Genomic DNA, 21,246 nt, shown 5'->3' with positions numbered 1-21,246 from the left:
AAGCGCGCTCGATCAGCGTAGTCGAATTGGAGAGCTAGCCTTGATGATTGCCCGGGCAGTCGGACGGTGTGGTGCCGATCTGGATCATGCCGGCGTAAACGGTGCGGTAGGGGCCATAACCCCAGGATATCGGTCCCCCATAAGCCACCAGATCGTAGATTTCGCTCTCGCCGAGCAACTGGCCATTGCGATTGTCGTACAAACGAAAAAACGCCGGGCTCTCCCAACTGACGAACCACGTCCGATCCTGCGGATCGTCCGGGTGGAACTGAGGATGAAAGGAGTTGAACAACAGCCAATGGGGTCTGAACTGCTGGACACGCACGCAGCCGTCAGGGCTGATATCCGCGGCCCCGTCCGGCTTGGCGAGCGCTCTTTCCCACCAGTCTGAGGCCGTCCATAGCCCGGCGTAGAACAGCAATAAACCGAAGACGATCAGGGTCAGTCGTTTTTGCCTGCTCATTCCAGACGCATACCCATTTCGACGGCACGATTCTCGAAGCCAAACTCTTCATACATACGCGCCGCGCGTTCGTTGAACGGCCAGACGGTCAGTCGCAAATCCTGAGCGTCATGCTCGATGGCCCAGTCCTTGACGCGTTGTATCAGCCCGCGACCAAGGCCTTTGCCCCAATACGGCTCGGCGACGCACACCGAACCAATCCGCACGACATTCTGCGGCTGCATCAGCGGCCCGGAGCTGGCCGACAGGTTGGCGGTAATGAACGCAGCGGCCTGACCGTCAACGGTGGCGATAAACGCCACCTGACCCGGCTTCTCGAAAATACCGGACCAGTGCGGCAAGTCACGTGAATAGTCTTCGGTGGCGGCCGCGTAGATGTCGGGGCGGGCGTCGTGGTGTACCGAGTTGAGCAGTTGGCCCAACTCACACATGGTCAGGGCATCTTGCGCCGTGGCGGGCCGGTAAGTGATGGTTTCATCCATGACGGGTGTATTCCTTGAGTGTGTTGACGGTGCATGAGGATATTACAGGGCGCAGTCGAGATAACCGACCGCTGATTTTTACCAACTGCTCGACCCGGTAGCAGCCTGCATCCTATGGCGAGGAGCTTGCTCCCGCTGGACTGCGCAGCAGTCCCCCTTGGTTAATCAGTGAGTCGAGGGCTGCTTCGCGTCCCAGCGGGAGGAAGCTCCCTCGCCACGGGGTATTGGTCAAATCAGCGAGTGGCTGGGTTGGTTTTCAGGGCAAATCTGTACATTGAATTCTTCCCGGTCCAGCCAATAATCGAGCGCTCAATCCGCTGGGAGTCGAATGTCCATTGGCAGCATTCGACAGGGCCTTCGACGAGGTCTCTCACCCACGGGCAATCCTCTCAGGAAGAGCAAATGAGCATCCATACCCGCACCAAACGACTGACCGTTCCGCAACTGGTGGCGATGAAAGGCCAACAGAAAATCGTCTCGCTGACCGCGTACACCAGCGCTATCGCCAGGCTGATCGACCCGATTGTCGATTTCATTCTGGTCGGCGACTCGACGGCAATGGTCGGCTATGGCCGTAGCTCGACACTGAGCATGCAGCTCGAAGAAATCATCGGCCACACCCGGGCGGTGGTCGATAGCACGCAACTGGCCTGCGTCATCGCCGATATGCCGTTTGGCAGCTATCAGGAATCCCATGAACAGGCTTTTCGCAATTGCGCTCAAGTGCTGGCGCGTACCGGCTGTGACGCGGTCAAGCTGGAGGCCAACAAGGCCTTGGCGTCGACCGTCGAGTTCCTTGTGGCGCGCGGTATACCGGTCATGGCTCACGTCGGGTTGATGCCGCAGTTCGTCAACGTCATGGGCGGGTTCAAGGCGCAGGGCCTGAGCGCTGAAGCCGGCGCGGTGATTGCCGAGGACGCCCGGGCCAATCTTCAGGCCGGTGCGTTCAGTCTGGTGCTTGAGGGCGTGGCCGAAGGCGTCGCTCGGCAGATCACTGCCGATTCGAAAATGCCCACTATCGGCATTGGTGCTTCGCCGGCGTGCGACGGTCAGGTGCTGGTGACCGAGGACGTGTTGGGCCTGGGCAGTGCGCAGGTGCCACGCTTCGTCAAACAGTACGCCGATGTCGGCGCAGTGATCCGCGATGCCTGCGAGCGCTTTGCCGAGGAGGTGCGTCAGGGGCAATTCCCTGAAGCGCGGCATTGTTATGGTCTCTGAGCCGGACTAGCGCGCTTCGCCGATCGCCTGCGCCAGTTGCTTCAAGGCCTGGGCGATGTCCTTGTTCCATTCGAGGGTGTAGCTCAGGCGCAAGTGATGTTTCCAGTAGCCTTGCTGACTGAAGACTTCCCCCGGGATGATGACGATGCGTTGCGCCAGCAGGCGTTCAAAGACCCGGCGCATGTCCACCGGGTGTGTGGTTTTGAGCCAGAAACTCGCGCCGCCCTGCGGGACCACCACTTGCCATTGGCCTTTGCCGTGTTCCTCCAGTAACGCCTTCATGCGCTGCATGCGCTCCTCCAACAGCGCGCGCAGCGTTTGCAGGTGCTGGTCGATACGTCGGGAGTGGAACAGTCGGGCGATTGCTTTCTGCCGGGTCGGCGAGAGGCGAAACCCTCGCTCGATAAACAGCCGATGAAATTGCTGCCCATGCTGGCGACAGAGCACGTAACCGTACGGGGCTTCCGAGCCGATGATCTTGTCGAACGTCGAAAACACCACCAGCCGCTCCGGGTCGGCAAAGTCCCGATAACGCGTGGCGTCCGGCTCGAAACAGAAATCGCCGTAGCTGTCATTTTCAAACAGCCAGACGCGCCGTTCGGCCAACCAGCGACAGATCAGCTTCTTGTCCTCGGCCGGCATCAGGCTGCCGTGGGGAATACTCACAGTCGACGACAACACGGCGAGGCTGATGGGCTCGCGCTGCAACAACAGCTGGAGCTGCGGCAAGTCGAAGCGGCCATCGTCACCCAGCGGCACTTCGATCACACGGATCTTCGCTGCGTGCAGTTGGCGCAAAATCGCCCACGAGCACGGCGATTCCACCAGTGCCACGGTGCCGGTCAACTGTAAGGCTTCGAGGGATAACTCGAGCACGCTGCGCAGGTCGGAACCGATATACACGTGCTCGGCACGCCAGTAGCAACGCGTCGAACGGGTGTAGCGATCAGCCAGAACGCTGCGCAACTCGATTTCGCCAAACGGTTGATAGAGCGGCGCATGAGAGCGCGGGTACTGGCGCGTCAGCTCGCGCTCGGTCATCAGCAAGGGGTTCTCCAGCGACAGCAACATGGCTGGCGCATCGCTGCTGAGCGCGAGCATGCCGGGTTGCCGGGCACTGGCGAAAACACTGTCGAGCAGGTTCGGCGATCCTTCGCTGACCAATGCCGAATGCATCGCTTTGGTGTAGTAACCGAGCTTGGGCCGGGCGTAGATGCGCCCCTGGTCTTCCAGGAGTGAATAGGCGTACTTGGTCGTCGACACCGACACGTTCAAACGCTGCGCCAATTGCCGCAGTGACGGCAGTTTCTGCTCTCCCTCGGGGCTGGCGGCTTCGATCAGTTCGACGAGATAGCTGTAAACGGCCTGATAGGCAAACACCGCGTCTTTTCGGGTATCCATACTCACTCGCTGTGATTGCTGCGGTCCGCTGACATCAGCACCGTCTCCACCAGGTAAGCAGGCTGTGAGTCATGCAGCGCCTGCGCGCTGTCGAGTGCCTGTCTGATCAACCGCCGTTCCTCGCCCATCAGTATCTTTTTGCCGAATTCCTCGCATGCGCCACCGGGATCCATGTGCAACGAGAAGAGCCCGATGATCTGCTCGCCAGCCTCCTCGACAATCAACTCCATATAGGCCTCGTTCGATGTCGCTGTCAGATAGGTCAAGCCTTCAACGACCGCGCTACCGCACCACGAGATCCGTTCCCACGCCCATGCATTGCTGAGTAGATGCCATGGGTTTGCGTGCGGCGCGAGTGCTTGCAGTACCGCCAGAAACCGCTCGCAGGAAACAACATCAAGCGCATATTCGCGTTTGCCACAGTGGATGCGGCGTGAGGCTTCTGTTGTTGGGGCTGTAGGTTGAGTCGCGCCAAGCACTTTTGCCTGCAAAAGATAGCTTTGGGCAATTTCCGAAGGCTGTTCACTCCAGCCATTCAAGTCGGAAACGGGCGGGGTCCAGACCAGGTCGATGGTTTCGCCGTCGGCCGGAAGGTCGTTGATATCGAAGAACGCGAAGGTGCTTTTGCCCACGCCTGGCAAAATATCATCGAGGCGAAGCGTGGCGGTGCCGTAGTCGATTCCTCGATGCTGAGACCAGAACATCGGCCAGTAGATTTTCATGCTTCAGCCGTTTGCGTTTGAGTCGACAGGCCGGCGAGAAACGCCGAAATCTGCTGCGAACCCCGCAGGTGAACGACCGGTATTTGCGAGCCAATGGCCAATCGGTTGGCCTCAATGCCGGGGCGATTGACCCGATCAAAGTGCCAGACGAATTTCAGAAAGCCCAGAAACGCTTTATCCAGTCGCTCGGTGCAGCCGGCCGGCAGGTCCGCGCGTGGCCGGTTCAAGGCGCTACGCAGAATGACCCGGCGCAAACAGGTCAGGCGCGGTGTATCGAGCCAGATAATCAGATCCGCACGGGGCAGCCGCAGATCGAAGGTGCGGCGCGAATAATTGCCCTCACAGACCCAGGCGTCACCGGCTATGGCCTGTCGCAGCCGTTCGCGGAAAACCTGGTTATCCGGCTCGATCCAGCCAGGCTCCCAGAACAGCGGATCGAGATGCACCACCGGGAGATCCAGACGTTTGCCGATCTCGCGCGCCAGGGTCGATTTTCCACTCCCTGAGTTGCCCAGAATAACGATGCGCTGCATGTGCAAATCCTTTGCGAAAAAAGCCGGCAAGTCTAAATCAAGCACTGCCGGAATTCACCGGAATCGCTCAGGGCGACACGGGGCGAGGGCGGTGGATGATTGGCCGTCGATGATTTCTTCACTGGCGAGGCGGCCGACGATGGCGGCCAGTGTGACACCGGGATGGATCGAGCAAACGTAGGCGCCAGTGACGTTGGGCAGGAAGCCGACAATCGGCAGGCTATCGGCAGTGACGGGTTTGCGACCGATGCAGGCGGACTCTGGCTCGATGGAGGTGACCCCGTGAAGTTCGTTCTGAATGGCTTTGGCGGTTCGCAGGGCGATCGCTTGTGGAGAGTTTTGCGCTGTGTCGTCGAGATAGTCTTCCGCGGCCAGCAGCGTGTTATCTGCGCTTTGCCGCACTTCCATTGCCGGATTGGAAATGATCCCGCGCACGATATCGGCCTGGGTCTTGTAGCGAATGAGGATGACTGACGCGGCTTCGATGGGCAGCGATGTATTGAGCAAAGCGGTTAGTCGGGAAGTGCCGGTGCCCGCTGCGATAACGACAGTGTCGCAGGCGATGCTGCCGGTTGTGGTTTCAACGCCCGTTACCTGTGCATCACTGATTGTGAAACCGAGTACCCGGGTTTGTGTGAGTACCCGCGCACCAAACGCCCCGGCAGCGGTGATCAACGCGTGAGTCGCTTGCGCCGGTTCGAGTGCGCCTTCATCGGCGGCGAAATGGGCTTGCAGCGGGGGATGCTTGAGATTCGGTTCACGGGTGAGAATTTCGGTGCGTGACCGCAGGATTGCAGAATCATGCGCAAGGTCATCCGTGCTCGCCCCGTAAGACAGCGCGCCGGTCCAGCGTATTTTCAGCGCGGGCAGTTCGGTTTCGAGTCGGTGATATTCGTTGATCGCTGCACCGCGCAGTTGCGCGATGGGGTCGGGGCCGGCATGAGTCGCGTTGATCCAGCCAAACGAGCGTCCCGTGGCGCCGCACGCGATGTCTTCCGCCTCGATCAGCGTGACGTCGGCACCTTTGCCCGCCAGGTGATACGCCAGTGATGCGCCGATGATGCCGGCGCCAATGACCACGATGCGCTTGCCTGCTCCATGTTCCATATGCACCTCCCTGTTGTTGGCCGGGTGACGGTACTACAGGTCGGTGCGGGCTGGCTTGCGAATGTGGTCTGGCATTCAGAATTGCTTGCGGCTGACCTGCCGCCTTCGGAAGCAAGCCCCCTCCCACAGGGATCTTCGGTGGTGGTTGGATTGATGCAACAAAAAAGCCCGGCATTTCTGCCGGGCTCGGGGTGGGCTCAGATGCTTACGCGGCCATGTCCTTCTTGTAACTGGCTTTTCGTGCAGCCCGCATGAACAGCCTGCGGCCGGCATTACAGTTCACCGCTTGGGATGAATTTGCGCGGCCACGCTGATGTCCAACTCGTAATTAAGTAGCCGGCGCTATATTTATCTCGACGTCTATCGCTAATGACTCAAGGTGCTTTGCTCTCAATCAGCGATCGGGCCGACATCGACCTGATCGTCTTCCCCAAGAGAACTGTAATGCGCACGCAGTTTGCGCAGTTCCCGGGAGCCCATTTTATCCAGGCACAACGTCGCATTCTGCGCATCGGTGGTGGCGCGTATCAACTCGTCGATCTTTAGGTGCAGGATGTCGTTGTCGCGGTTTTGCGTGTTCTGGATGAGGAACACCATCAGGAAGGTAATGATGGTCGTCGAGGTATTGATGATGAGTTGCCAGGTATCGTTGTAGTGGAAGTAGGGACCGGTAGAACCCCAAATCCCGATCAAGGCGATGGCCAGGAGAAAAGTTTTCGAGCTGCCGGCCCAGTTGGACAGGGACTGACAGAAAGACGCGAATTTCATGTGTGTGCGAGCTCTTGAGGAAGGTAAGGCATAGACCCCGGCAAACCTTTGAAATTCTTTTTTACAATTGCGGAGTGCTCAATGAGTAAAACGATCACCGCGCAGGACCTGCATATCCACTTTGGCCACGGCGATGAGACGCCGCTGTTCAAATGGTTGATCGCCAGTTTCCTGATGGGCAAACGCATCCAGGCCGACATTGCTGCGCAGGCTTATCGAGTGATTGTGGAAAAACGCCAGCGCGATACGCCGCGCAAGTTGGCCAACTGCAGCCATCGGGAACTGGTGGCGATGCTCGGCGAAGCGCATTACGTGCGCTACGACGAAACCACGGCGCAGCGCCTGCTGGCGTTGGCCCACAAGCTCAATGATGACTACGCGGGGAAGGTCGGCAATATCCTCGCCGCGAGTGCCGATCGCCAGGCGTTCGAAAAGCGCCTGGCGGAATTCGACGGGATCGGCCCGAAGACCGTTGAGATTTTCATGCGTGAAGCCGGCGCGCTGTTGTTCGGTTAACGCCCGGAATGCGACGCTGTGTTCTGGCTGATGTGCTTAGGGCCTGCGATTGCCCAGGCGATCAGTCCGAACAGCGGAACAAACACGATCAGTACAATCCAAACTCCCTTGTTGTTCGATTTCCCCTCGCTTTTACGCACCCGATTGATGGCCCACAGTTCGATGACTAGAAGAACTGCCGCCAGTACGATCCACACGGTTTCGATTTGCATTGGCTACCTCCTGATGGTTTTTCTTAGGTGGCGTGTGGTGCGGCGGGTTCATTTAATTTTCGTTGAGTGCCTTGAGTTGTCGGGCCAGATGCAGCGCGACAGCACCGCTGTTGAGCGTCGGCAGCAAATGAGTGAAAGGAATGTCGATCATGCGGTTTTTGCGCACGGCACGCAGGCGCGATAACACCGGGTCGTTCTTCAGTAACTGGCGTTTGCGCCAGGCAGGTGACCATTCGGCATCGGCCAACAGGATGACATCGGGCTCGCTGAGCAGCAGGGTTTCGCGGCTCACGGTCACTCGATACTGATTGGTCTCGGCGAACAGATTGCGTGCGCCGGCAGCGGCGAGCAGGGTGGTCACGAACCCGCGCCCACCCTCCGAGTCGAGGCCGTTGACCTCGCTGTCGAGATAGAACACCGACAACGGTTTTTCAGCGCCGATCAGCGCGCGTGCACGGGCCAGATCGGCATCCATGGCGGCGCTGAGTTGCTGGGCTTTTTGCTGTTTGTGCAGCAGTGCGCCGAGGGTGTGCAGGTCGTGGCGCACGTGTTCGAAGTAATCCAGCGAATGCCCCGCGCAGGCGGCTTCCAGTAAGTAGGAGCCGACACCGTTGCGTGCCAGACCCGAGCGCGAGGTCACGCCGTCGCCGAAAGCCGTGGCAAACCCGCCGACCACCAGATCCGGTTTCTGCGCATAGAGCGCTTCGCTGGACGGGTAACGCCGCGCAATCACCGGCACGCCGAAATACTCGGCGTTGCCATCCCCGGCATGGGTATCGTCCAGATACGCCACGCCCACCAGCGTCGGGCCGGCATCGAGGGCGAGCAACAGGTCAGCGGCGTGCTGATTGAGCGCAACGATGCGCGACGGTGGTGACGGCGGTGATTGCGCGGCGTTCCAGGTCTCGCCGCAATTACGCAAGCTGTCGGCACCCGCCGCAGTGGACCAGAGCAGGGCGCTCGCCAGTAGCCATGGCGCCCTCATGTGCGCGCCTTGATCAGCAGATCGACGACCACCTCGCCGCCGACCAGATGCCCTTCGACCAGCCGTTGCACATCGTCGTTGCTGTGCACGCCATACCAGCACGTCTCCGGGTACACCGTGAGAATCGGCCCCAGATTGCACGGGAACTGACAGTGCGTGCGCGTCAGTAGCACCCCGCCCGGGGTTTCGATGCGGTCATGCGCCAGCAAATGCCGGCGCAGGGTTTTCCATAGCTGCAAGGCGCCGCGCTGGGTGCAGCGCGGGCCGGTGCAAAGGAATACGTGGCGCGCATGTTCGGGGACGTGTGACCAGTCCGGGTGGGTGTCGATGCCGTCGTGGCTGATGGAGTTCGTCATCAGAAGGTGTACGTGTAGCGGACTTCGGAGGTGAACGGCCGTCCGAGGTTATCGACGTTATTCGAGCGACTGGTGACGTAGTCGCGGTCGAACAGGTTTTCCACCAGCAGGCTCAGGCGATGCTGGCGGGCATTGTCGAGGTAGCGGTAAGCGTCGGCATCCACCACGGAGTAATGCCCGTATTCAATCTGTTTCGAGCTGGTCACATCGCGGATATAACGGATCGCGCCGCCGGCACCCCACAAACGATTCTCCGACTCATAGCCGACGCGTGAGCGGGCGAAGAAACTCGGGATGTCGTTGATCGTCACACCGGTGCGCGACTCGGTGAGGTTGCGGGTCATGTCGGCCTGCACACTCCATTGATCGTTGAGCGCGAGTTTCGCGTCGGCCTCGAAACCGCGCATGCGGATCTGCCCTTCGCCGTTGACCCACTGGATGTCGTCGAGGGTGATCAGGTCGTCGATCTTGCGTTTGAACAGGGTGACGCTGGCGCTGAATTCGCGGTCGAGCAGCAGGCCTTTGTAATCGAGCCCCAGTTCGGCGTTGCGGCTTTTCTCCGGTTTGAGGTTGCGGTTGCCGATCTCGTCGCCCGGTTCATTGACGAACAATTGCTCGGCGTTCGGCAGCTTGTAGGCACTGCCGTACTGGCCGCGCAGGGACCAGTTTTCGTTGAGGTCATAAAGCGAGGTGAGCATGCTGACAGTGGCGCTATCACCGCTGGCCATGGCTTCGTGACGAATGCCGATGCTCGGGTGCCAATCGGGCAGGGCGTCAATCTGCGGACGCAGTTGCGTATAGATCGCGTGGGCTTCGGCCTTGTCGTTGTCGATGATCAGCACATCGTCCTGGCCCTTGAACCATTGGTTGTCGGTACCGACAATCAGCACATGACCACCGGGCAATTGTGCTTTGCCCTCGGCCTGCACACCCCAATCGGTGAAACCCCAGTAGTCGTTGTGGTTGATGACTTTGGTACCGCCACCGTCGACGTTGTTGATGCGCGTGTAGCGGGTGTCCCAGTCGTTGATATGACCTTTGACGAAGTAACTCAGACGCTCGTTGAGGTTCTGTTCGAAGGTCGCTGTGGCGATCTGTTGCACGCGGTCGTTGGTGGTCTTGTGGTTGTTGACCGGGCGGGCGAAGTCGAGATTGGCGTCGGCGTATTGGTAGAACAACTCAAGTCGCGAATCGTCGCCAAACGACTGAATGGCCTTGCCGCCGAACGTGGTGACTTCGTAGGCGCGTTTCTTTTCGGTATCGTTTTTCATGTCGCGGTTGCGAAACGGCTGGTAGCCGTCGGAGACGTTGTGGCTGACATACGCGAGCAAGCCGAGGTCGCCAAAACCGTTGCTGAAGATGTTCTCGACCCGGGCGTCTTCAGTGGTGCCGCCGAAGGTGTCCAGCCCCAGATTGACTTCGCCGGAAGCTTTTCGGCTCTGCGGGCTGCGGGTGACGATGTTGATCACTCCCGACACTGCCTGCGTGCCGAACAACAGACTCTGCCCACCCTTGAGCACTTCGATGCGCTCGATGGCGTTGGCCGGCAGGGTGTCCAGATACAGGCCGCCGTAAAGGCGATTGTTCAGGCGCACGCCGTCGAGCAGGATCAGCGTGTCGTCGTTGCGCCCGCCCAGCAGGGAGTAGGTGCCGTAGTCGAACGGGCCGTTTTTCGGCGCGACGTACAAACCGGGAATGAACATTTGCATGACGCGGCTGACATCGGCGCCGGGGCCTGCGCGCTCGATCTGCTCGCGGCTGACGATTTCCACTTTGCTGCCGTAGTGCGCCATGTCGGCGACGGTGGTGGACTCCACCGAGGGCGCGGAAACGATTTGCTGATTGAGTTCCAGCGGCGCGTCGTCGGCCAGCAGAAACGGGCTGAACAGACAACCGAATAACAGGGATGGAGCCGAGGGATTGAAAGGTCGAATCATTGTCTTCTCGAAAAGGATCTTCGCAGAAGAGCATGCAGGAGAAGGCATCGCGCACAGCCAATACCGGCCCATGCCCGCCCACCGCAGGATTTTGCCAAACAGAAATTCCAGGCCGGTCTCCGGGCTCACGCGTATCGATGCCTTCACCTTCCCATGGCTTTATGGCCACAGTGGTGTGTCGAAAACATCACGCGTATACCGTTGCGGGGGCAGCACCGGACTTGTTCGAAAAGAACCTACCGGTTTCCCGTTTCACCCCATGCACGGCGGCATGGGACACCTGAAACTGGGCGGCATCTGAACATTCGTCAGACCGTTCGTCAACTCGAGCATGTTTAGGTTGGCTAAGTGTTTGGTGTCATGGCATTGGCTTGCAGGCGCTGTGCCCGATATCCTTCACGACCAGTGTGCGGACGTCCGCAATTGGGTAAAAAAGCAGCCGGTCAGTCAGGGAAAGTTGAAATGCCGTTCAGGGTGATGGTCGTCGGTGGCTACGGAAATTTTGGCAGCATCGTGTGCAGGCATCTGGCGGTCATGCCGGGTGTGGAGCTGTTGCTCTCGGGGCGCGATCGGTTCAAGTTGCAGCGCAAGGTCGATGAGCTGAACAGCCACGCAGGTACGGTCGCCGAAGGCTGGTGTGGCGACGCCATGGGTGCCGAGTTCAAATCCGCGTTGATCTCGCTGAAGATCCAGTTGGTCGTCCATACCGGCGGCCCGTTTCAGGGGCAATCCTTTGCGGTGGCCGAGAACTGCATTGCAGCCGGCGTGAACTACTGCGATCTGGCTGACTGCCGCACGTTCGTCAATGGCATTGGCGTGCTCGATGCTCAGGCGAAACAGGCGGGCGTGGCGATCCTCAGCGGGTGCAGTTCAGTGCCGACGCTGTCGTCCGCGATCATCGATCAGCAGCGTCATCGCTTCTCGCGCATTGATTCGATCGAGCATGGCATTTCTTCATCGGCAAAAATGCCCGGCCTGTCGACGATCGAAGGCGTGCTTGCCTACGCGGGCAAACCGATCAGGCAACTGAAGAACGGCAAGGTGCATGAGGTGCTGGGTTGGCAGGATCTGACCCTGCGCAAGATGCCGCAGATGGGCACGCGCTTGCTGGCTAACGTCGATGTGCCGGACATGGATATATTCGCCGGCCGCTACGGTGCGCACACCCTGAGCTTTAAGGCTGGCGCGGGTCTGAAACTGGGCGGTGTTGCCAACTATCTGCTGGCTCAGGCTCGGCGGTTTGGCCTGGTGAGCGACCATGTTCTGTGGGCCGCACGACTGCACCGCCTGGGCACGCGCTTCGAACGTTTCGGCGATGGCAAAAGCGCGATGTACATCGACGTGCGAGGCATTGGCGTTGATGCGAAACCGTTGTCGATGACCGTGCAACTCACGGCCCTGAATGACAAGGGCCCGGAAATTCCCAGCTGCGCTGCCGTCGCCCTGGCCGCGAAAATGGCTCAGGGCTACGTACCGTCAGCCGGGGCCCGGCCATGTGTCGGCGAGATCAGCGTCGACGAATACCTGGCGGCGATCAACGATCCGGCCAACCTGAGCCTGTTCGTGCAGTTTTCTGACGGGCAGCATTGAACAGGCTAATCAGGCAGACGGCGCCGCCATTTTCAGAAAACGCTGTTCGTGGTCGGGATCGGGCAGCAGACAGGTATCGTATTTGCCGAACAGGCGATAGCGATTCAACGCAATGCGGTCATAGCCCCAATCGCGCAGCACGCGTGGGAAAATGCGCAGCAGTCGCAGAGGCTGCCAGCGGCCACGCAACTGGCCGATGACTTCGAAAAACGCATCCGAACGTTCCCAGTAATGCCGGTCGCGGATCACCGCCATGGTGTCGAACTGATCTACCGGCAAACCGGCCCACGCCAGCAGCGCCTGGCCCTCGGGCGACTGAACGGCCGCCAGGCGCACGCGTCGCTGGCGGTCATGCCGGATCAGAAACCGCGCCCAGCCATTGCACAGTTTGCACACGCCATCGAACAGCACGACGGTCTCGCCGGGTTTAAGCAATGGTGCGGCGGTAGGTCGGCTCTGCGAGGCGGGCATTAGTGTGGGTCCATTGGGTTGGGGGTGACGGGATCATAACCGTGGCGACGGTTGGCGTCTGCTTTTGGGCGCTCACGGTTGATTGAGCGACACCACATAAGCCCTGAACATATCCGCCAACCCATCGGCGAAATCGCTGATTTGCAGTTCGCTTCGCGGGCTGCCGGAGAAGTCTTTGCCGACCGAACTCAGTGTGGTCAATAGCAGATCGCAGGCCGCTGTGCGGATCGGGTCGCCAACATCGGGCAGCAATTCCAGCATGAAGGCGGCAAAGATCTGTCGACCCGACGCGCGCACTTCCTGGGCCTCGGGGGCGTCGCGATAGAGCGGCGCCGCGTCGTTCAGCGCGCCGCGCATCTGCGCTTCCTCGCACTCCGAACGAATGAACGCCTGCACCAGCGTGCGCAGGCGATCAAGCGGCGGCTCTTCGAGGTTTTCCAGAATCCGCTGCAACATTTGCGTGGTGCGCCGCCACTCATCGCTCTGCAAACGGAACAGAATCGCAGCCTTGTTGGGGAAGTATTGGTACAACGAGCCAATGCTCACGCCAGCCTTTTCCGCGACCCGTGCAGTGGTAAAACGGCTGGCACCGTGTTCGGTCAAAACCTGAATAGCCGCCTGCAGAATGGCCGCGACCAGATCAGTGGAACGCGCCTGCTGCGGCTGTTTGCGTGAGGAAATACGGGCGGTCTGGCGGTGGGTCATGAGCAACTCGGATCTTGGTGGGGAATGCGAATAGCGGATGTGTTGAATCACTCGCATCATTTAAAAGCGACGAATCACTCGCATTTTAGTCCCCAACTAATGGAAAGCAATCATGACGACCCTGACCACTGAGCCCTTGGCAAGCCTGATCGAACGCCTCTACAACCAGGCCAGCGCCGCCACCAGCCCGGTGCTGGAGACGGTGTCTGGCGAAGAACGCGAACGCCTGATGCACAGCAAGACCGACTACCTGAAACTTTACGAATTGCTCAAGGACCTGTGGCTGCCGGTCTCCCGCGACACCGGCAAACTCCTGTACATGCTGGCGCGCAATGCCAAGGCCAAAGCAATCGTCGAGTTCGGCACCTCGTTCGGCCTGTCCACTTTGCACCTGGCCGCGGCGCTGCGCGATAACGGTGGCGGCGTGCTGATCGGCAGCGAATTCGAACCGTCGAAGATTGCTCTGGCGCGCCATCACTTCATCGAGGGCGGCGTCAGCGATCTGGTGGAGATTCGCGAAGGCGATGCGCTTGTGACCTTGGCAACTGACCTGCCGGAATCTGTCGATCTGCTCCTGCTCGACGGGGCCAAGGCGTTGTATGGCGAAGTGTTGAGCCTGATCGAAAAACACCTGAAACCGGGGGCGCTGGTGGTGGCGGACAACACCGACTACTGCCCGGAATATCTGGCTTACGTGCGCGCACCGCAGAACGGTTATCTGTCGGTGCCGTTTGCGGAGGACATCGAGTTGTCGATGCGGGTGAGGTGATGCACGTCTCTACAGGGGCCACCGATTTTGGTCGGTGACTCCTGAGGGAATGTCCAGGGCAAGGCTACAGCGGTTGTACTCAGTTGAACTGAAAGGCACCTGCATCAATCAGCTTGAGCGTGTCCTTCCAGAATCTCAAAAGCGTCGTCGAGGGGCGCGTAACCAACGGCTTTTCTGGTCTTATCGATCGAAAGGCGTTTGTAGCGGTTATCTGAAACTCCATGGACAACGTGGAATCCGGTCAGCTCGGCCTCAACGCAACGCCCAAGTAACGCGACGACATCCCGATAGCTGATAAATGCAGCTACGTCCCGAGGGCTGTGAGTTTCCCCTGGGTGAAATTCGGCTACGTTAGCAATACGGACTGCGATTGTTGTCATTTGCCCATCGTTGGCATACATCGAAGCCAGTGCTTCGCCAAACGCCTTGCTGACCCCGTAAAGGTTCCCGGGTCTGGGGGCCATCCATTCATGTACCTGGACATCCTTTGGATAACCTTCAATCGCCTGCGCACTGCTCGCAAATATGAAGCGCTTGCAGCCTTGAGTTTTTGCGGCAAACAGCATGTTGTAGGCACCGACAATATTCACAGGCAGCAGTGAAGACGTGAATTCAGCGTCCGCATTCGGATCAGCAGCGAGATGAATCACGGTGTCTATGCCTGCGCAGGCTTCAAGGCAACTGGCTTGATCTCTGATGTCGAGAGAGAAACGTTCGGCCGAGTCTGGGAGTGTTGATACGTCTACATCAGCCAGGCGCAGATCTGATTTATCGTCTCGCGCTGTCCAGAAAGCTCTGCCGATCCGGCCAGCAGCCCCTGTAACCAAAATTTTTTGCGTGCTCATTTCCGTATGTCCTTATGGTAAACGACACACTAGCCTCTCAGCCTTGTGACCGATTCACAACTTCCAGGAAGAGTGGAACGCTTGAATGCCAAATACTGACAGGCCGGAAGCAGCAGTCATAGGCAGTACGTAAGGGTATCGATATTTCCACCGCTGTTCATTCATGGACGGATCTGGGAAGTGAGCAGTAAAAGTGACCAACGCTTCGGCGCTATCCATGATCCCGCCCACGCCAGGACTGCACTGGGGATTGCAGGTGGTGATCTAGGGGGAACCGGCGGAGAACCAGGCGTTGGATCACATGGAGCCACAATAAGCATTATCCTTCACACCACCCTGTAGCAGGCGTGAAAGGTGGCAGAGTTGATGGGCCGCTTCCGGCCAGAAGCGGCCATTCGCAAGTGGCCTTTCTCGAGCCAAAGTAGACACCGAACCTCAGTGCCGGCTTTATCGCCAGCTAGCTCACACACGAATGTCACTGGCCTACTGAGCTCCGCTGTACGTTTGGAAGCCGCGTTGCCGGCAATGGGCCGCGAGGTGGCACTTCACTTTGAAAGAGGAGTAAGCGACTGTTTGTCAAAGCAGTAAGAACGGTGGATTAATGGAGTCGGCGGACCGACGTATAAGGAAACCGGCGTCCATCCAAGGGTTCTACTTTAACTAGTCATGACAGGGGAATGAGTGCTTGGCAATGTGGCTTGCGTATTTGCGCCTTGTTCAGCCAGGTCGCTGAATCAGACCTAGATATCAGAATGCTGGCGGGGAAGTGCATTCGGGGTCACCGTTCATGTTTAAATTTATTGAACAGGGGATCTGGAAGCGCCCACACCAAGCTTGATGCTATGACCGCAAATCACTTATTTCTTTACGTGTATTCATGCTGCAGATATGTTGCTGGCCAAAGGATATTAAATATTCGAGTTCCAGGGAAAGGCGCTCCAGAGTGATCACTCGATTTGCTCACCCACCTGCCCCCTTTTCCTCGATCTTCGTGATGTTAGCAAGCCAACTCACCAATTGTTTTATCTGGTGAGTTGTCCGCCCTAGGCTCAAACTTTCGGCTGCCTGCTCGCTAGCCTCGCCCGCCAAGTCTCCGGCGGTGGCGCCACCGCGCGACAGTTTCTTCATATGCATCATTCCAGGCAGAGACACGATCAAAGCCGTTGATGAGCAAATTCAGATAGCAGGTTTTCCTATGAGTGCAGTGATCGGCCAGAAGCTACAGAGCAGTCGCAAAGAGCTTCTGGATATCGGGCTTCGTAACAACATGCTCAATTTTCGCAAGACCGCCAAGACCCTGATGGTTGTAGATGAGCAGTCCGAAGAGGTCTTCAAGACCCTCTTTCGTCAGGAAAAGGCCATGACCTTTGCGCCGATGGCTCGCAAGAAACTGGCGGAACTGGTCAAGTTATCCAAGTCGGTAGACGAGGGGGAGGACGATAGTGATACCCCCGGCGATGAGGAGTTATTGTATGAGCTCGATAGCTTGGACTGGAATGCCGCCACTGGCGACGCACTCGAGGATGAAACTGGCAAGGCTCGCCGTCATCTCGATACGCGTTTACAGACCGCCATCGAAGATGATCGGCTTTTCCTCCAGCTATTGAAAATCCATACTGAGGCCAAAGGTTTTATCGAGGAGCAGGGCGTCAACACGCTATTCCTGTCCCTTGGTTTCCTGCATTGGTACGAGGCCGACAGCTCTGAGAACCTGCGCAAGGCGCCTTTGATTCTGCTACCCGTCAGCCTTGAACGCAGCGGAGCCAAGGATGCGTTTAAGCTGAGGTACTCCGGTGACGAGCTGATGCCGAATTTATCCCTAGTCGCCAAGCTAAAGACCGACTTTGGACTGGATCTGAGTTCTTGTGCATTCGACGAAGACACCTTCGATGCTGACGACAACAGCCTAGATCGCTTTTTCAGCGATGTTACTGCTGTTGTTAGCAAACAATCGCGATGGAAGGTTGCAAGTAACGAAATAGCACTGGGCTTTTTCTCGTTCGGCAAGTTCCTGATGTTCAAGGATCTCGATCCGAAAAGTTGGCCAGAAGACAAGCAACCCGATGCCAACCCGGTGATGAAGCGATTGCTGGGCCCGGGTTTCGGCGACCTGCGCGCGGCATATCCAGAGGATGTGAATATCGACTCGGTGATCAAACCGGGTGAAGTCCGTTTCGTCAAGGACGCCGACAGCAGCCAGACCGAAGCAATCCTGGAAGTGCGAGAAGGGTCCAACCTAGTCATTCAGGGCCCACCGGGTACCGGCAAGTCCCAGACGATTACCAACATCATCGCCGAGCTGATCGGGCAGAAAAAACGGTACTGTTCGTTGCCGAGAAGATGGCGGCCTTGGAGGTGGTGAAGCGCCGCCTGGATGAAAGCCATCTCGGCGACGCGGTACTCGAGCTGCATTCCCATAAATCCACCAAGCAGTCGGTTCTCAAGGAGCTTGGGCGAACCCTTAACCAAGGGCGGCCAATGAACAAAGGCGCAGAGGGAGATCTGGCCAGCCTGAAAGAGCTGCAGGACTCCCTTAATAATTACTGCGAAGCCGTCAGCGTGTCCGCTGGGGCCAGTGGTTTGCCCTTTCTCGATGTACTTGGTCGCTACCTGGGACTGAAGCGAGCTCATCCGGGACTACCCATGATCCCGTTTGGGTCAATGGCCGGCTGGAGTTTCGCCCACCAGCAAAAGCAGCGAGAGCTGGTCGACGAATTGGTGCTCCACCTTAACGCGATGGGGCGGCCGGATCGCAGCCCGTTCTGGGGCAGCCAGCGGACCTTCTTCTCTCCCATCGAACAAAGCGCTGCCAATGACGCGTTGCAGTCGGCGATCTCTCACCTCAATGCATTGCAATCCGCCACTAGCGCACTCTCCGAGCGATTGATGCTGACCCATCCGGCCACCTTGGCAGACGTCGATGTAGTATGCCGCGCCGCACGCCGCGCGGCGGAGGCGCCGCGACTTGAGGGCATCAAGATTTCCACGGGGGAATGGCAGTCGCGACGCGACTCCATTCGCGAGTTGCTCGAGGCCGGCGAGAAGATGTCTGCCTGTCGCGATCAATTCGACAAGCAGTTAATCGACGCGGCTTGGGACCAGGATCTTTTGGAGGTTCGCCAGAGCCTGCAAGCCTACGGCGACAAATGGTGGAGAGTCTTTTCGGGGCGCTTCCGCGCCTCGCGTACTCGATTGCAAGGGCTTGTTCGGGAGGTATTGCCGAAAAGCAATGCAGGCATGCTGGAGCTGGTCGACGGGGTCTTGACCTACCAGCAGAACAAGAAGGTGTACGACCAGCACGAAGCTTTGGGTAGCGCGCTGTTTGGCGCTCAGTGGCAACGGCAGAAGACCGATTGGCCCGTGCTTGAGCGCCTGAGTGCCTGGGTGATCCAGCTGCATGACGACCTAGGCCATGGTCAAATCCCACAGGGCATAATCGCTTTCCTGGCCGGACACGCCGATGCCACAGGGTTGGGCGATGCAGTCGCTGACGTAGAGCAGCATGTCAGCGGGCTGGACAAAGCGATTCGTGATTCGCTGGAAGTGACTGGCATGCAGGAGGAGAACGCTAAGGCTGATGTCAGAAAACTCCCTCTGGCTACTCTGCAGGCGCGCCTGCAGGAATGGCAGGGCAATCTCACCGCGCTCTACCAGATTTCGCGATTCAACGTGCTCGCGGGGCAGATGCTCACTGCCAATTTGGGCGAGCTGCTTGGCATCGCCATCAGTAGCGACCAGCACGAAAGCCTGACTGCCACTCTTGATCTCTCCTGGTACGCAGGCCTGGTGCAATCGGTGTACGCCCATAGCCCGACGCTCCAGCAGTTCGACCGTATCAAGCATGAGCACCAGATCGCGCGTTTCAAGTCGCTCGATCTCGCCTCCCTCAATCACGCGCAGACGTCTTTGGCCAAGCAGGCGTGGGAGGGGATGCCTAATATCAATCAGCCCGGTGAGATGTCTGTACTGCGAGCCGAGCTGAATAAGAAACGCCGCCATATGCCGATCCGGCAAATGATCGAGAAGGCGGGGCGAGCGATTCAGCAAATAAAACCGGTGTTCATGATGAGCCCCATGTCGATCGCCAACTTCCTCCCGCCAGGCAAAGTCGAGTTCGACGTGGTGGTGTTCGACGAAGCTTCCCAGGTGAAAGCCGTCGATGCATTTGGCGCCATCATGCGCGGCAAGCAGGTCGTGGTTGTGGGTGACACCCGCCAGATGCCGCCTACCGACTTCTTTAGTCGTGATGTCGAGATGGACGACGAAGAGGGCGCTACCGCCGACGTTGAGAGTATTCTTAGCATGTTCAAGGCCGCCGGTAGCCAGGAACGCTATTTGCGCTGGCACTACAGGAGCCGGCATGAGTCGTTGATTGCGGTCTCTAACGTTGAGTTTTACGACAGTAAACTGGTGGTTTTCCCATCGGCGGGTCAGCATCCTGATGCCACGGGCATCAGCTTCGACTACTTGCCCGAGGCAGTTTACGACCGGGGCCGTACCCGCACGAACAAGGGGGAAGCCAAGGCTGTCGCGAAAGCTGTCATGGAGCACGCGATCCGCACGCCCGACTTATCGCTGGGAGTGGCTGCCTTCAGTGTGGCGCAGCGTGATCTGATCCAGGTGGAAATCGAGTTGCTGCGTCGTCAGTTGCCGGAGGCGGAAGCATTCTTTACCGCCCAAGGGAGTGAGCCATTCTTCGTCAAGAACTTGGAAAACATACAGGGTGATGAGCGGGACAAGATATTCATCAGCATCGGGTATGGGCGCAACGAGTCCGGCCGAATCGCCAAGGAATTCGGTCCGGTAAACCGGGAGGGTGGCCACCGCCGCCTCAACGTTCTGATCACCCGGGCCAAGCTGGCTATGCGCGTGTTCAGTAACTTCAAGGCCGAAGAGCTTGAACTCGACTCCAACGCTCCCCAGGGCGTTAGGGCGCTGAAGAACTTCCTCAAGTATGCCGAGACAGGCGAACTCGAAGTCGCATGTGAGACCGGTAAAGCGGCAGACTCACCTTTCGAGCTGGAAGTGATCGAAGCGTTGCGAGACCGAAACTACGTGGTGGAGCCACAGGTAGGAACCGCAGGTTACTTCATCGATATCGCCGTCAAGGATCCCGAGTATTTGGGGCGCTATGTACTGGCGATCGAATGCGATGGCGCTGCCTATCACAGCGCAAGATCAGCGCGTGATCGTGATCGCCTACGCCAGGGAGTGCTGGAGGGGCTAGGCTGGAATTTCCACCGGATCTGGAGCACGGACTGGTTCCGCAATCCTCAGCAGGAAATCACACGAGTCGTTGAAGCGATTGAGACAGCTCGTGCGAGGATCGCCGAAGGCCGGCATGTGCTTCCCCAAGTGACGCCAGAATCGAAGCATGAGATTTTCAGGGATGTGCCGGCCGTTGAAGCTATGCCGAGTCCAAGCAGGCAATACGTGAAAGCTCGCCTTGCACCCGTAGCCTCTTCGAATGAGCTGCATCAGGAAAAGCCAGAGCATTTAATGCAGATGATTCGTACTGTGGTCGAAGTCGAAGCGCCGGTGCACACCACCGAAGTCACCCGCCGACTCATGGAAGCGTTCGGTGTGACACGGGCTGGCGCGAGGATTACGAACGCGGTCGAGCAGGCTATTCGTCTTGGCGTGCAGCACAGATTGTTCCACGGGCGAGGTGGCTTCATGTATTCAGCTGATAACAAAGCTATCCCTATCCGTAACCGGGCCCATTTTGAATCTTCGGAGCGTAAGGCGGAGTGGGTCGCCCCGGAAGAGCTTGATCAGGCAATTGTAGAAACGGTCGCCCTAGGATTCTCGATGAGTCGGGAAGAAGCTACTTCAGGAGCGCTGGCGCTTCTGGGCTTTGGGCGGGCAACGGCGAAGATTGCTGGGATGGTTGACGAAAGAATTGTTGTTTTGGTCAACAACGGGCGTTTGCGTATGGTTGATGGGCTGGTGACTCCTGAATCGCCCTCGCTTTCGTAGACACCTTCAACCCTCAAAAGGACGTCCTCTAAGCCGCTGCATGGCCGGCGGCTTTTGGCCGGAGTGACGGTCTAGTATCGCCTGTCGCAGCGGTGGTCAAAGCTCCATTGGCTCCGTCATATGCAGGGCGTCGTCGACCTCGATTCCCTGGTATATGGCGGTGCTTCCAAGCTTCGTATGTCCAAGC

Annotated in this window: 21 protein-coding genes and 1 riboswitch; of the genes, 6 read left to right on the top strand and 15 right to left on the bottom strand. The window is 58.5% G+C overall.

All coding sequences use genetic code 11. The features are described from left to right. Positions 1–34: 34 nt before the first annotated feature. Together JFT91_RS13605 and JFT91_RS13600 are read right to left on the bottom strand one after the other, a co-directional pair. Positions 35–463: a hypothetical protein gene (locus tag JFT91_RS13605; protein WP_201232682.1), complete on the bottom strand. Its 429-nt coding sequence runs from the start codon at positions 461–463 to the stop codon at positions 35–37. Beyond that, positions 460–945, bottom strand: coding sequence for a GNAT family N-acetyltransferase (locus JFT91_RS13600; protein ID WP_201232681.1), 486 nt, complete (start codon positions 943–945; stop codon positions 460–462). The genes JFT91_RS13605 and JFT91_RS13600 overlap by 4 nt, the downstream gene beginning before the upstream one ends. 402 nt (positions 946–1,347) lie before the next feature. On the opposite strand from JFT91_RS13600, the gene panB reads away from it, so the two are divergent. Beyond that, positions 1,348–2,163: a 3-methyl-2-oxobutanoate hydroxymethyltransferase gene (gene panB / locus JFT91_RS13595; RefSeq protein WP_201232680.1), complete on the top strand. Its 816-nt coding sequence runs from the start codon at positions 1,348–1,350 to the stop codon at positions 2,161–2,163. Positions 2,164–2,169: 6 nt separating this feature from the next. On the opposite strand, the gene JFT91_RS13590 is transcribed toward panB, so the two are convergent. The 5 genes from JFT91_RS13590 to JFT91_RS13570 all read right to left on the bottom strand — a co-directional run bounded on the left by JFT91_RS13590 (position 2,170) and on the right by JFT91_RS13570 (position 6,694). Beyond that, positions 2,170–3,564: an aminotransferase-like domain-containing protein gene (locus JFT91_RS13590; protein ID WP_201232679.1), complete on the bottom strand. Its 1,395-nt coding sequence runs from the start codon at positions 3,562–3,564 to the stop codon at positions 2,170–2,172. A 2-nt stretch (positions 3,565–3,566) separates the two neighbouring features. Beyond that, positions 3,567–4,286, bottom strand: a complete 720-nt coding sequence (locus JFT91_RS13585; RefSeq protein WP_201232678.1) for a hypothetical protein — start codon at positions 4,284–4,286, stop codon at positions 3,567–3,569. Then, positions 4,283–4,819 carry a P-loop NTPase family protein gene (locus JFT91_RS13580; RefSeq protein ID WP_201232677.1) on the bottom strand — a complete coding sequence of 179 codons (537 nt, stop codon included), beginning with the start codon at positions 4,817–4,819 and terminating at the stop codon, positions 4,283–4,285. Before JFT91_RS13580 ends, JFT91_RS13585 begins: the two co-directional genes overlap by 4 nt. Before the next feature lie 54 nt (positions 4,820–4,873). Next, positions 4,874–5,926: an NAD(P)/FAD-dependent oxidoreductase gene (locus JFT91_RS13575; RefSeq protein WP_201232676.1), complete on the bottom strand. Its 1,053-nt coding sequence runs from the start codon at positions 5,924–5,926 to the stop codon at positions 4,874–4,876. Between the two features lie 390 nt (positions 5,927–6,316). Next, positions 6,317–6,694, bottom strand: coding sequence for a low affinity iron permease family protein (locus tag JFT91_RS13570; RefSeq protein ID WP_201232675.1), 378 nt, complete (start codon positions 6,692–6,694; stop codon positions 6,317–6,319). 81 nt (positions 6,695–6,775) lie between these two features. Between JFT91_RS13570 and JFT91_RS13565 the strand changes: the two genes are divergently transcribed. Continuing rightward, complete coding sequence (locus tag JFT91_RS13565; RefSeq protein ID WP_201232674.1) at positions 6,776–7,210, top strand: HhH-GDP family DNA glycosylase; 435 nt, start codon at positions 6,776–6,778, stop codon at positions 7,208–7,210. On the opposite strand, the gene JFT91_RS13560 is transcribed toward JFT91_RS13565, so the two are convergent. Genes JFT91_RS13560 through JFT91_RS13545 form a run of 4 tightly spaced genes read right to left on the bottom strand, consistent with a single transcriptional unit; the run spans position 7,207 to position 10,700 of the window. Next, entirely contained in the window at positions 7,207–7,422 is a 216-nt protein-coding gene (locus JFT91_RS13560) for a PLD nuclease N-terminal domain-containing protein (RefSeq protein ID WP_201232673.1), read from the bottom strand. The genes JFT91_RS13565 and JFT91_RS13560 overlap by 4 nt on opposite strands. A 52-nt stretch (positions 7,423–7,474) precedes the next feature. Next, complete coding sequence (locus tag JFT91_RS13555; protein WP_201232672.1) at positions 7,475–8,407, bottom strand: ABC transporter substrate-binding protein; 933 nt, start codon at positions 8,405–8,407, stop codon at positions 7,475–7,477. Beyond that, entirely contained in the window at positions 8,404–8,763 is a 360-nt protein-coding gene (locus JFT91_RS13550; RefSeq protein WP_201232671.1) for a (2Fe-2S) ferredoxin domain-containing protein, read from the bottom strand. Before JFT91_RS13550 ends, JFT91_RS13555 begins: the two co-directional genes overlap by 4 nt. Further along, positions 8,763–10,700, bottom strand: coding sequence for a TonB-dependent receptor plug domain-containing protein (locus JFT91_RS13545; protein ID WP_201232670.1), 1,938 nt, complete (start codon positions 10,698–10,700; stop codon positions 8,763–8,765). Before JFT91_RS13545 ends, JFT91_RS13550 begins: the two co-directional genes overlap by 1 nt. Positions 10,701–10,793: 93 nt before the next feature. Next, positions 10,794–10,999, bottom strand: a riboswitch (cobalamin riboswitch). Between the two features lie 163 nt (positions 11,000–11,162). Between JFT91_RS13545 and JFT91_RS13540 the strand changes: the two genes are divergently transcribed. Beyond that, positions 11,163–12,290 (top strand): saccharopine dehydrogenase family protein, encoded by a 1,128-nt coding sequence (locus tag JFT91_RS13540; RefSeq protein WP_201232669.1) that lies wholly within the window; start codon positions 11,163–11,165, stop codon positions 12,288–12,290. Positions 12,291–12,299: 9 nt separating this feature from the next. Here JFT91_RS13540 and JFT91_RS13535 read toward each other — a convergent pair whose 3' ends face one another. After that, positions 12,300–12,761 carry a thiol-disulfide oxidoreductase DCC family protein gene (locus JFT91_RS13535; RefSeq protein WP_201232668.1) on the bottom strand — a complete coding sequence of 154 codons (462 nt, stop codon included), beginning with the start codon at positions 12,759–12,761 and terminating at the stop codon, positions 12,300–12,302. A 72-nt stretch (positions 12,762–12,833) separates the two neighbouring features. Continuing rightward, positions 12,834–13,466, bottom strand: a complete 633-nt coding sequence (locus JFT91_RS13530; protein WP_201232667.1) for a TetR/AcrR family transcriptional regulator — start codon at positions 13,464–13,466, stop codon at positions 12,834–12,836. Between the two features lie 112 nt (positions 13,467–13,578). On the opposite strand from JFT91_RS13530, the gene JFT91_RS13525 reads away from it, so the two are divergent. Beyond that, positions 13,579–14,235, top strand: coding sequence for an O-methyltransferase (locus JFT91_RS13525; protein ID WP_201232666.1), 657 nt, complete (start codon positions 13,579–13,581; stop codon positions 14,233–14,235). Positions 14,236–14,339: 104 nt separating this feature from the next. Here JFT91_RS13525 and JFT91_RS13520 read toward each other — a convergent pair whose 3' ends face one another. Together JFT91_RS13520 and JFT91_RS13515 are read right to left on the bottom strand one after the other, a co-directional pair. Continuing rightward, on the bottom strand, positions 14,340–15,080 hold the full coding sequence (locus JFT91_RS13520; protein WP_201232665.1) for an NAD-dependent epimerase/dehydratase family protein: 741 nt from the start codon (positions 15,078–15,080) through the stop codon (positions 14,340–14,342). 960 nt (positions 15,081–16,040) lie between these two features. After that, a complete protein-coding gene (locus JFT91_RS13515) occupies positions 16,041–16,208 on the bottom strand; it encodes a hypothetical protein (protein WP_201232664.1) in 168 nt (55 codons plus the stop codon). 67 nt (positions 16,209–16,275) lie between these two features. Here JFT91_RS13515 and JFT91_RS13510 point away from each other — a divergent pair, with 67 nt between their 5' ends. Continuing rightward, positions 16,276–17,442 (top strand): DUF4011 domain-containing protein, encoded by a 1,167-nt coding sequence (locus JFT91_RS13510; protein WP_201232663.1) that lies wholly within the window; start codon positions 16,276–16,278, stop codon positions 17,440–17,442. Continuing rightward, positions 17,436–21,059 carry a DUF3320 domain-containing protein gene (locus JFT91_RS13505; protein WP_347340638.1) on the top strand — a complete coding sequence of 1,208 codons (3,624 nt, stop codon included), beginning with the start codon at positions 17,436–17,438 and terminating at the stop codon, positions 21,057–21,059. Before JFT91_RS13510 ends, JFT91_RS13505 begins: the two co-directional genes overlap by 7 nt. The last annotated feature ends 187 nt before the right edge of the window (positions 21,060–21,246 follow it).

Origin of the sequence: Pseudomonas sp. TH08 (assembly GCF_016651275.1) — a bacterium.
Taxonomy (GTDB): domain Bacteria; phylum Pseudomonadota; class Gammaproteobacteria; order Pseudomonadales; family Pseudomonadaceae; genus Aquipseudomonas.
This window is presented reverse-complemented; position numbering and strand designations above follow the sequence as displayed.

Coding starts and splice junctions, on each gene's coding strand:
- JFT91_RS13605 (WP_201232682.1), bottom strand. CDS start 463: ATGAGCAGGCAAAAACGACTGACCCTGATCGTCTTCGGTTTATTGCTG.
- JFT91_RS13600 (WP_201232681.1), bottom strand. CDS start 945: ATGGATGAAACCATCACTTACCGGCCCGCCACGGCGCAAGATGCCCTG.
- panB (WP_201232680.1), top strand. CDS start 1,348: ATGAGCATCCATACCCGCACCAAACGACTGACCGTTCCGCAACTGGTG.
- JFT91_RS13590 (WP_201232679.1), bottom strand. CDS start 3,564: ATGGATACCCGAAAAGACGCGGTGTTTGCCTATCAGGCCGTTTACAGC.
- JFT91_RS13585 (WP_201232678.1), bottom strand. CDS start 4,286: ATGAAAATCTACTGGCCGATGTTCTGGTCTCAGCATCGAGGAATCGAC.
- JFT91_RS13580 (WP_201232677.1), bottom strand. CDS start 4,819: ATGCAGCGCATCGTTATTCTGGGCAACTCAGGGAGTGGAAAATCGACC.
- JFT91_RS13575 (WP_201232676.1), bottom strand. CDS start 5,926: ATGGAACATGGAGCAGGCAAGCGCATCGTGGTCATTGGCGCCGGCATC.
- JFT91_RS13570 (WP_201232675.1), bottom strand. CDS start 6,694: ATGAAATTCGCGTCTTTCTGTCAGTCCCTGTCCAACTGGGCCGGCAGC.
- JFT91_RS13565 (WP_201232674.1), top strand. CDS start 6,776: ATGAGTAAAACGATCACCGCGCAGGACCTGCATATCCACTTTGGCCAC.
- JFT91_RS13560 (WP_201232673.1), bottom strand. CDS start 7,422: ATGCAAATCGAAACCGTGTGGATCGTACTGGCGGCAGTTCTTCTAGTC.
- JFT91_RS13555 (WP_201232672.1), bottom strand. CDS start 8,407: ATGAGGGCGCCATGGCTACTGGCGAGCGCCCTGCTCTGGTCCACTGCG.
- JFT91_RS13550 (WP_201232671.1), bottom strand. CDS start 8,763: ATGACGAACTCCATCAGCCACGACGGCATCGACACCCACCCGGACTGG.
- JFT91_RS13545 (WP_201232670.1), bottom strand. CDS start 10,700: ATGATTCGACCTTTCAATCCCTCGGCTCCATCCCTGTTATTCGGTTGT.
- JFT91_RS13540 (WP_201232669.1), top strand. CDS start 11,163: ATGCCGTTCAGGGTGATGGTCGTCGGTGGCTACGGAAATTTTGGCAGC.
- JFT91_RS13535 (WP_201232668.1), bottom strand. CDS start 12,761: ATGCCCGCCTCGCAGAGCCGACCTACCGCCGCACCATTGCTTAAACCC.
- JFT91_RS13530 (WP_201232667.1), bottom strand. CDS start 13,466: ATGACCCACCGCCAGACCGCCCGTATTTCCTCACGCAAACAGCCGCAG.
- JFT91_RS13525 (WP_201232666.1), top strand. CDS start 13,579: ATGACGACCCTGACCACTGAGCCCTTGGCAAGCCTGATCGAACGCCTC.
- JFT91_RS13520 (WP_201232665.1), bottom strand. CDS start 15,080: ATGAGCACGCAAAAAATTTTGGTTACAGGGGCTGCTGGCCGGATCGGC.
- JFT91_RS13515 (WP_201232664.1), bottom strand. CDS start 16,208: ATGAAGAAACTGTCGCGCGGTGGCGCCACCGCCGGAGACTTGGCGGGC.
- JFT91_RS13510 (WP_201232663.1), top strand. CDS start 16,276: ATGAGTGCAGTGATCGGCCAGAAGCTACAGAGCAGTCGCAAAGAGCTT.